The sequence below is a fragment of the Halopseudomonas salina genome (assembly GCF_008641105.1).
Genome location: NZ_VTTI01000023.1, coordinates 1 through 3,937, shown reverse-complemented (window position 1 = coordinate 3,937; position 3,937 = coordinate 1). Strand labels below are relative to the sequence as shown.

Below are 3,937 nucleotides of genomic sequence, written 5' to 3'. Positions count from 1 at the left end.
GAGGCCAATACGCTATCACCTGTTACCTATGTGCCCGGTTTGATCTGTAACCCATGTGCCCGGTTAGTACCGGTCAATATGGATTCCCGCCTTCGCGGGAATGACGGGGGTGACGGGAATGACGGGGGTGTGGGGACAGGAATGACGGGTTGGTACGCGGGAATGACCAACCTCCGCCCACAAAAAAGCCCGTACATCAGCACAGGCTTTTGAATTTGGCTCCGCGACCAGGACTCGAACCTGGGACCCAATGATTAACAGTCATTTGCTCTACCAACTGAGCTATCGCGGATCGGACGCCGCGTACTTTATCAAAAAGTCGATCAAAGTCAACGCCTTGAAGTGACTAGGTGAAAAGTCCGCAGCTCGCAACTCAGTTGTCGTCCTTGAGCACAGCGGCCATCGAGTTGGCAACGTGGTCGATGTTGCCGGTGTTCAGCGCAGCCACGCAGATGCGCCCGCTACCCACCGCATAAATCGCAAATTCATCAGCCAGTCGTGCTACCTGTGCCTTGGTCAGGCCTGAGTAGGAAAACATGCCGCGCTGGCGTTCGATGAAGCTCATATCCTTGGTTACGCCGGCGGCGGCCAACTTCTCGACCAGGGAACTGCGCATGATGCGAATGCGATCGCGCATCTCTGCAAGCTCTTCTTCCCACTTCGCGTACAACTCGACATTGTTGAGTACCGCGGACACCACCTTGGCACCGTGAGTCGGTGGGTTGGAGTAGTTGGTGCGGATCACGCGCTTGAGCTGCGACATGGTGCTGAGCATTTCATCGTGGCTCTCGGTCACCAGTGTCAGGGCCCCGACACGCTCGCCATACAGCGAAAATGACTTGGAAAACGAGCTGGAGATAAACAGTGGCAAACCCGATTCGGCGAACAGACGCAGGGCGACGGCGTCATCCTGCAGGTTGTCACCAAAGCCCTGGTAGGCGATGTCGATGAAGGGCACATGATTTCGTCGCTGGATCACATCGATCACGCGAGTCCAGTCAGCCAGGCTCAGATCCGCGCCGGTGGGGTTGTGGCAACAGGCGTGCAGCAGCACAACGCTTCCTTCAGGCAATTTCTCGATACCTTCGAGCATGCCTTCCAGGTTTACGCCGTGGGTCTGCGGGTCGTAGTAGGGATAAGTCACTACCTCGAAGCCGGCAGCCTCGAACAGCGAGCGATGGTTTTCCCAGCTCGGATCGCTGATGGCAACCAGACGCTTGTTCAGCAGGCGATACAGAAAGTCGGCACCCAGCTTCAGCGCACCGGTGCCGCCAATGGATTGTGCGGTAACCAGGCGGCCAGATTCCAGCAGGCTCGATTCTGCACCGAACAGCAATGTCTGAACGGCGGCGTCGTAGGAGGCCAAGCCTTCCATCGGGAGGTAGGGGCGGGGGCCTTGCTCGGCAACGCGGGCCTCTTCGGCCGCGCATACGGCGCGCAATAAAGGCACCTTGCCATTTTCGTCGTAATACACCCCGACACCCAGGTTGACCTTTTCAGACCGGTTATCGGCATTGAAGGCTTCGTTCAGGCCGAGGATCGGATCGCGTGGAGCCATTTCAACAGGGGAAAACAAAGTCATGGTATAGGCAAACTCGAGGCAGGTGAGTGGGTGATTCGGCGCCCATTATAGACAGACCGATGCAAAGGTGCGAGTGCAGCGCAAGCGCAGCATGGTGAAATGGTTGTCCGACCGGCGACCACTGAAGGGAGCGTGGGGCGGTGCTATAGTACGTGCTGATTTTTCGCAGTCGGAACCCCGCATAGATGACCCAATTCAAGCTTCAGACCCGTTTTCAACCCGCCGGCGACCAGCCGACCGCCATCGCACAGTTGGTGGAAGGGCTGGAGGCGGGCCTCTCGCACCAGACATTGCTGGGCGTGACCGGGTCAGGGAAGACCTTCACCATCGCCAACGTGATTCAGCAGGTGCAGCGCCCGGCGATCATCATGGCGCCCAACAAGACACTGGCCGCTCAGTTATATGGCGAGTTTCGTGAATTCTTCCCGAATAATTCGGTGGAGTACTTCGTTTCCTACTACGACTACTACCAGCCTGAGGCCTATGTACCGTCGTCCGATACCTTTATAGAGAAGGATGCCTCGGTAAACGATCACATCGAGCAGATGCGTCTGTCCGCCACCAAGGCGTTGCTGGAGCGTCCGGACGCGATCATCGTCGCCACGGTTTCGGCCATTTACGGTCTGGGCGATCCGGCTTCTTATCTGCGCATGGTCCTGCATGTTGACCGAGGTGATCACCTCGAACAGCGCGCGCTGCTGAGGCGCCTGGCGGAACTGCAGTACACCCGCAACGATATGGAGCTGGCGCGGGCCAACTACCGTGTGCGCGGAGACGTTATCGATATCTTCCCGGCCGAATCCGATCTGGAAGCAATTCGCATTGAACTGTTCGACGACATAGTCGAAACGATCAGCTATTTCGACCCGCTGACGGGTGAGGTTCTACGCAAGGTTCCGCGCGTAACTGTTTATCCTAAATCACATTATGTAACGCCAAGGGAAAAGCTGCTCGACGCTGTGGAACATATCAAGATCGAGCTGGCCGAACGCCTGGAAGTACTTAAAGGTCAGAACAAACTGGTTGAAGCCCAGCGTTTGGAGCAGCGCACCCGCTTCGACATGGAAATGATCATGGAGCTGGGTTATTGCAACGGCATCGAAAACTATTCGCGTTACTTGTCTGGTCGGAATCATGGTGAGGCGCCGCCAACACTCTTCGATTATCTGCCCAAGAATGCGTTGCTGATCATCGACGAGTCCCACGTCTCTGTGCCGCAGGTAGGGGCCATGTACAAGGGCGACCGCTCGCGCAAGGAGACGCTGGTTGAATATGGCTTCCGCCTGCCCTCGGCCCTGGATAACCGGCCGATGCGTTTTGATGAATGGGAGCTGATCTCGCCCCAGGCCATTTTCGTTTCTGCGACCCCTGGCCCCTACGAGGCTGAGCATGCCGGGCGCACAGTGGAGCAGGTAGTACGCCCCACCGGTCTGGTTGATCCCGAGATCGAAGTCCGGCCGGCTACCAGTCAGGTCGATGACCTGTTGTCCGAGATCGCCCTGCGTGCTGCAAAAGAGGAGCGCGTGCTGGTCACCACCCTGACCAAGCGGATGGCTGAGGATCTGACCGACTACCTGAGTGACCACGGGGTTAGGGTGCGTTACCTGCACTCGGATATCGATACAGTAGAGCGTGTTGAGATCATCCGCGACCTGCGAATCGGTGTCTTCGATGTGCTTGTCGGCATTAACTTGTTGCGCGAAGGGCTTGATATGCCTGAAGTTTCTCTCGTGGCAATTCTGGACGCAGACAAGGAAGGCTTCCTGCGCTCCGAACGCTCGCTGATCCAGACCATCGGTCGCGCTGCGCGGAACCTGAATGGCCGGGCTATTCTGTATGCCGACCGCATGACCGGCTCGATGGAGCGGGCGATAGGCGAAACCGAACGGCGCAGGGAGAAGCAGATCGCCTTCAACCTCGAGCACAACATCACGCCGGTAGGTATCACCAAGAGCGTGCAAGACATCCTCGAGGGTGCCGTGGTGCCGGGCAGCAACAGTCGCAGCAACAAGCGCAAGAAGCTCAAGGCGGCCGAGGATGCGGCAGAGTACAGTGCCAACCAGCTACGTTCGCCTTCCGAGATCAGCAAGCAGATCCGTAAACTGGAAGAGAAGATGTACCACCACTCCAGGGATCTGGAATTCGAGGCAGCTGCCGGGGTGCGGGACGAGATACAGAAGCTGCGGGCGTTGCTGATTCAGGTCTGATGCTGCGGTTTCCGCAACCCGCCAATGGATCCCCGCGTTCGCGAGGATGACGACCAATACCCCGTCATTCCAGCGAAGGCGGGAATCCAGGCGGTCTAATGGATTCACGCCTAGGTGCCACCAAAACACGGTCATTCCCGCGCACGCG

The 3,937-nt window shown here is 57.8% G+C and carries 2 protein-coding genes and 1 tRNA gene; 1 reads left to right on the top strand and 2 read right to left on the bottom strand.

The features are described 5' to 3' along the window. Positions 1-216 precede the first annotated feature (216 nt). A tRNA-Asn gene (locus tag FZF01_RS19145) sits at positions 217-292 on the bottom strand. Positions 293-373: 81 nt separating this feature from the next. Beyond that, entirely contained in the window at positions 374-1,582 is a 1,209-nt protein-coding gene (locus FZF01_RS19140; protein WP_150279438.1) for an amino acid aminotransferase, read from the bottom strand. A 185-nt stretch (positions 1,583-1,767) separates the two neighbouring features. Here FZF01_RS19140 and uvrB point away from each other — a divergent pair, with 185 nt between their 5' ends. Then, positions 1,768-3,789: an excinuclease ABC subunit UvrB gene (gene uvrB / locus FZF01_RS19135; RefSeq protein ID WP_150279437.1), complete on the top strand. Its 2,022-nt coding sequence runs from the start codon at positions 1,768-1,770 to the stop codon at positions 3,787-3,789. Positions 3,790-3,937 lie beyond the last annotated feature (148 nt).